The 6,000-nt window shown below is 32.9% G+C and carries 5 protein-coding genes; 2 read left to right on the forward strand and 3 right to left on the reverse strand.

From position 1 onward, the window contains the following. Nucleotides 1–182 precede the first annotated feature (182 nt). Entirely contained in the window at nucleotides 183–1,631 is a 1,449-nt protein-coding gene (locus tag FLACHUCJ7_RS12250; RefSeq protein WP_180909082.1) for a glyceraldehyde-3-phosphate dehydrogenase, read from the forward strand. 54 nt (nucleotides 1,632–1,685) lie between these two features. On the opposite strand, the gene FLACHUCJ7_RS12255 is transcribed toward FLACHUCJ7_RS12250, so the two are convergent. Beyond that, nucleotides 1,686–2,144, reverse strand: a complete 459-nt coding sequence (locus tag FLACHUCJ7_RS12255; protein ID WP_031456201.1) for an Lrp/AsnC family transcriptional regulator — start codon at nucleotides 2,142–2,144, stop codon at nucleotides 1,686–1,688. A 199-nt stretch (nucleotides 2,145–2,343) separates the two neighbouring features. Here FLACHUCJ7_RS12255 and ald point away from each other — a divergent pair, with 199 nt between their 5' ends. Further along, complete coding sequence (ald, locus tag FLACHUCJ7_RS12260) at nucleotides 2,344–3,462, forward strand: alanine dehydrogenase (RefSeq protein ID WP_180909083.1); 1,119 nt, start codon at nucleotides 2,344–2,346, stop codon at nucleotides 3,460–3,462. A gap of 125 nt (nucleotides 3,463–3,587) precedes the next feature. Here ald and pafA read toward each other — a convergent pair whose 3' ends face one another. Further along, nucleotides 3,588–5,204 (reverse strand): alkaline phosphatase PafA, encoded by a 1,617-nt coding sequence (gene pafA, locus FLACHUCJ7_RS12265; RefSeq protein WP_180909084.1) that lies wholly within the window; start codon nucleotides 5,202–5,204, stop codon nucleotides 3,588–3,590. A gap of 362 nt (nucleotides 5,205–5,566) precedes the next feature. Then, nucleotides 5,567–6,000: transposase (locus tag FLACHUCJ7_RS12270; protein ID WP_180909085.1), on the reverse strand; the 434-nt coding region annotated here is incomplete at its 5' end.

Raw genomic sequence — 6,000 nt, forward strand, 5'->3', positions numbered from 1 at the left:
AATAGTCACATCAAAGTTTTAAACTGAGACTAAATATTACCAAAAGCCATCTTAAAAAATTAAGGTGGCTTTTTTATTTTTCAAAAATAAATTACAAAACAAGTTACGAAATCGATTGAAATAAGTAGTTTTGCGCAAAATTTTAAAATAGTGAGCGTTTTATTTTTTTAATTCAATCAATTATGAACAACAAAACTTTGTACCAAAAAGAAGTATCTCTACAAGTCGACCGAAGAAGAGCTGGAGTCCAATTAATTAAAATCATAAGTGATTTATGGTATGACAAATCCATCGAAATGGTTTTATTTAAGAATCAGTTGTTGGATAAAAATGTCAGTGACATTATCAATTTGCATCAATATGCAGGAGAATTTGTCGGCAAGCCAATCAGCATTTTTGATTCTGTTGAAATTGCTAAAGTCATTTTATCATTAGATTTTCCACCTGCTAAATTAGATCTTGGAAAATTGACATATGAATATCAGTTGGAAGAAGAAAAATATCCGGATGCCAGATATTTTGTAATGGATAAATTAAAAAAAGCCAAATCATCTAAAGAAATTCAGCCTAAAGATGTCGTTCTGTATGGCTTTGGAAGAATTGGACGTTTATTGGCAAGAGAACTAATGTCAAAAACCGGAAAAGGAAACCAGTTACGCCTGAGAGCAATTGTGACCCGGGATAAAATTGATTCAGTGATCTTAGAGAAAAGAGCTTCTCTATTAAGACATGACTCAATTCACGGAAATTTCCAGGGTTCAGTAACAGCAGACCCAAAAAATAATGCTTTGATTATTAACGGAACTACAGTAAACATAATCAATGCAAATTCGCCTGAAGAAATAGATTATACACAATACAGCATTAATGACGCACTTGTCATTGACAACAGTGGAGCTTTTACATCTGAAGAAGCTTTAAAAAAACATTTAATTTCAAAAGGAGTCAGTAAAGTATTGTTGACAGCACCCGGAAAAGGAGTTCCAAATATTGTATATGGCGTAAACCATAACGAATACAATCCTGATGATACAGCTATTTTTTCGGCTGCATCATGTACTACAAATGCCATAACCCCTATTTTAAAAGTTATTGAAGATAGTTTAGGAATTGCAAAAGGCCATCTGGAAACTATTCACGCCTATACAAACGATCAGAATCTGGTTGACAATATGCACAAAAAATACCGTCGCGGAAGAGCTGCAGCCTTAAACATGGTTATTACCGAAACGGGGGCGGGGAATGCAGTTGCAAAAGCAATTCCGTCACTTGAAGGAAAACTGACTTCAAATGCTATTAGAGTTCCGGTTCCAAACGGATCATTAGTAGTTGTAAACTTAGAAGTCAAAAAAGCAACCTCAATAACTGCTGTAAATAAAATAATGAAGAAATATGCCTTAGAAGGCGAATTGGTAGAACAAATTAAATATTCATTAAATAATGAACTCGTTTCATCTGACATTATTGGAACTTCTGCCCCTGCAATTTATGACAGTAATGCAACAATTGTTTCTAAAGACGGAAAAAATATTATTCTTTACATTTGGTATGACAATGAATACGGTTATAGTCACCAGGTAATTCGTTTAGCAAAATATATTGCCAAAGTTAGAAGATTCACTTATTATTAATATAAAAACCAACCATCTCTTAAACCATCAGGGTTTTTCTGGTGGTTTTTTATTTTAAATAGGAAGTACAGTTGTACTCTTTACTTCAGAAATTACAAAAACAGTATTAATTAAGGAGACTTCAGGTAAAACCGATAATTTCTTTTGATGAAAATAATGATAGCTTTCCATATCCGGAATAATAATTTTCAGCATATAATCAAAATTTCCAGAAACATAATTGCACTCAACAACTTCAGGCATATTTAAAATCGACTGGTTAAAACCTTCCGATGTATCATAGGTCTGTTTTGTTAAAGTTACCTGACAATAAACAGTTAGATTATTGCCTAGCTTTTTCTTGTTTAAAATTGAAACATACTTCTCTATAACACCTTCTTTTTCAAGACGTTTAACTCTATCATGAACGGGTGTTAATGACAAATTTATTTTGTTTGCAATGTCTTTCAGTGTGTAATGAGCATTTTCCTGTAAAAGACGTAAGATTTTCTTATCAATTTCATCTAAAGCCATAACGAAAACGTTTTCTATATTTAACCAAAATCAGTCATTTTTTCTTTTTAAAGAAATAAAAATGAATCTATAAAGAATAATTTTCTGTAAAAATACAACATAAAATAATATTTTCTTATTTAAAGCCTAATTATCAATAATATATTCTCTATTAATACATTTGTAACATAACTCTATAAAAAACAAAATACATAAAATTATGATAATAGGTGTTCCAAAAGAAATTAAGAATAATGAAAACCGTGTAGCTTTAACTCCTGCCGGTGTTTCTGAAATGAAAAAACACGGGCATACAGTTTACGTTCAGTCTACTGCCGGTTTAGGAAGTGGTTTCGGCGATGAAGAATATGCAGATGCTGGTGCAATTGTATTACCAACAATTGAAGAAGTTTATGCGATTGCAGAAATGATCATTAAAGTAAAAGAACCAATTGCTTCTGAATACCCTTTAATCAAAAAAGATCAATTACTTTTCACTTACTTCCATTTTGCTTCTTCAGAAGAATTAACTCATGCAATGCTTGAAAAAGGTGCTGTTTGTCTAGCTTACGAAACTGTAGAAAAAACAGACCGTAGTTTACCATTATTAGTTCCAATGTCTGAAGTTGCAGGTCGTATGGCGATTCAGCAAGGAGCAAAATATCTTGAAAAACCATTAAAAGGAAGAGGAATTCTTTTAGGTGGCGTACCAGGTGTACCGCCTGCAAAAGTTTTAGTTTTAGGTGGAGGAATTGTAGGAACTCAGGCTGCAAAAATGGCTGCTGGTTTAGGTGCTCAGGTAACCATTATGGATTTAAGCTTGCCACGTTTACGTCAATTGGACGATATTATGCCGGCAAACGTAAACACAGAAATGTCTAACCATTACAACATCACCAGAGCAATTAAAGATGCAGACTTAATTGTTGGAGCAGTTTTAATTCCGGGAGCAAAAGCACCGCACTTAATTACCCGCGACATGCTAAAATTAATGCGTCCTGGAACGGTTGTCGTTGACGTTGCTGTAGATCAGGGAGGATGTATCGAAACTTGTACTCCAACAACACATGAAAATCCAACTTTTATTATTGATGATATTGTTCACTATTGTGTAGCTAATATGCCAGGAGCTGTTCCTTATACATCTACTTTAGCTTTGACTAATGCTACTTTGCCTTATGCAGTACAATTAGCGAATAAAGGCTGGGAAAAAGCTTGTAATGAAAACGAAGAATTGAAAAAAGGTTTAAACATTGCCAACGGAAAAATCCTTTACAAAGGAGTTGCCGAAGCATGGAATCTTCCTTTTAATGAAGAATTAGTAGTAGCAAACGCATAGTTATTACTAACATAGTGTTTACTAATTCACTAGCAAAAATGCTTTTCAATTATTGAAAAGCTTTTTTTTTTTGCACAAAAAAAACCTGTCTCAAAAGACAGGTTTAAATTTATAATTCTAAAATATTACTTTTCATCCAATACTTCCTGCATTACTTTAGCTTCTGTTCCATTTGGGAAAGTAACTTTTATTTTTTGAGCAATCGTTGGTGCAATTTCAGTAATAGCTTTTTTATCATAAGATTCTCCTTTTTTAATATGCCATCCATAAAAAATTGCTGGTACGTGAGTATCATAAGTATAAGCTGTTCCGTGCGAAGTTCCAGTTGGTAAATATTCAATAACACCAGGTTTGCCCATTAAAACTATATCACCATCCTGTGTTGCATCATATCCTTTTGCAACAAAATTCAAATAGTAATCGTTTCCGGAATTAGCTAAAATTTCTTCTTCGGTGTATGCTTTTTTAACTTGTGGCAGCGAAATTAAAAAATCTTTAAATTCTTGTTTCACTTTCGCTAAGTCTAAACCTTTGTCTTTAATAATCTGTTTATTGAAAAAGATATTAAAATTAGAATAATTCAAAAGTAAATCTACTCCAAATGTTTTAACTGAGAAATCCTGTAAACTCTTTCTAAAATCTTTTGATGGATAATTATCGACATTATATTTACGGTCTTTCAAATAAATAACATTTTCCGCTCCGGCATGATCAGCTGTTAAAAAAAGCAAATAATTATTTTTACCAACTGTTTTATCCAGATAAGCTAAAAAATCAGCTATCGTTTGGTCTAATCGCAAATAAGTATCCTGAAGCTCCATAGAACGTGGCCCTAATAAATGTCCAACATAATCTGTAGACGAGAAACTCACTGTTAGAAAATCAGTAATATCGTCTTTTCCTAACTCTTCTTTTTCAATGGCTTTTTTAGCAAAATCAGCTAATAAATCATTTCCAAAAGGAGTAGATCTCAATATTCCTGCATCATTTTGTTCATACATCGCTTTAAGATCATATGGAAAAACAGGTGCTAAACTGCCGTATAATTTCCCTTCATAAGGATTATCATCAGGAAGGCTTTCATTATAGGTTGAAGCAGGTTTATACAAATCCCAACCCTTATTTATATATTTCAGATAATTTTTCTCATTATTAAATTCGGATACCCATTCTGGTAATTTTTCTCCATAAAATGTACTGGAAATAAAAGAACCCGTTTTACTGTACCAAAAAGCCCAATTAGCAAAGTGACCAGCTGGTAAAATGGCACCACGATCTTTAAGACTGATTCCAATAACTTTCCCCTGAAAATTTGTCGCCATTCTAACTTCATCAGTAATAGTAGTGCTTTGCAGGTTTTTTGGAGACATTCCCCCTTCATCTGCAGTTCCGTCACCGACAGTTTTTACCGAAGCATCATCTGTACAGTACATTTGCTTTCCCAGAGTCCTGCTAAACCATTCATTCCCCACAATTCCATGCGTCGATGGTGTAGTTCCTGTATAAATAGAGGCGTGCCCCGGAGCTGTATAAGTAGGAACATAATCATAATGCATATTTTGAAAAGTATATCCATTATTCATCAATCTCTTAAATCCGTTTGCAGAAAAGTCATCCGAAAATCGATATAAATATTCCATTTTCATCTGATCAACCACAATTCCTACAACCAGCTTAGGGCGTTGTTGAGCAACTAGGTTTGAAATAACAAATAGCACCAACAATACAAAACTTTTTTTCATAGTCAACTTATAAATATTTAAGCAAAAATACAGATTCGTATCTGGAAAGGCTAACCAACCATAAATTTAAAGTCAAAATTGATCAAAATTTAACAGAAAAGTATCAAATACTTTATAGCGTTTCCCTGTGAACCGGCCTGTCCGCTGTATCTTTTGCGGAAGAAAGTTTTGATTAAAAAGAAAAAGACAAATCCCGCAAAAGGATACGGCTTTCATCGCTCACGCAGGATCGGGTCAATCAGAAGTTCTTTCTATTTGAAGAAAACACTCCATTCCATTAAGCAAAAAAAACTCCAATCAGCCATAGCCAATTGGAGTTTTCAGTACTCAGAGCGGGACTTGAACCATAAGTGTTCGAAACCTCATTCCGGATTTAAAATTGTATTTACTTTGTTTGGATCTCCTCCACATTTTTCAACTATGTCTTTAATAATTAAAACTTCTAATTCTTGTGCAAACTTCAATTTTGCAATTTTATATCCTCTGAGTTCATTGAGTTTTTTATAAACCACTAATAAAATAGCCGTTATCAAAGTCATATACATTACTACTTTTACGCCATTGATATTTCTGCTTAACAAATGACTAAAATTTAGATTCTGTTTTATGAATTTAAAAAACACTTCAATTTCCCATCGTTGTCTATAAATTTCTGCCACATCCTTTGCTGTTAAGGTTTTACTGTTGGTTAAAAAATAAAAAACTTCGCCATCTTCCTTTTCTTTTGCAATGATTAAACGCAGGAATTTTTGAGTTTTTTTATTTCGTTTATCATATAATTTTACCTCTAAATCTT

The organism is Flavobacterium salmonis (assembly GCF_903819435.1).
Taxonomy (GTDB): Bacteria; Bacteroidota; Bacteroidia; order Flavobacteriales; family Flavobacteriaceae; genus Flavobacterium; species Flavobacterium chungangense.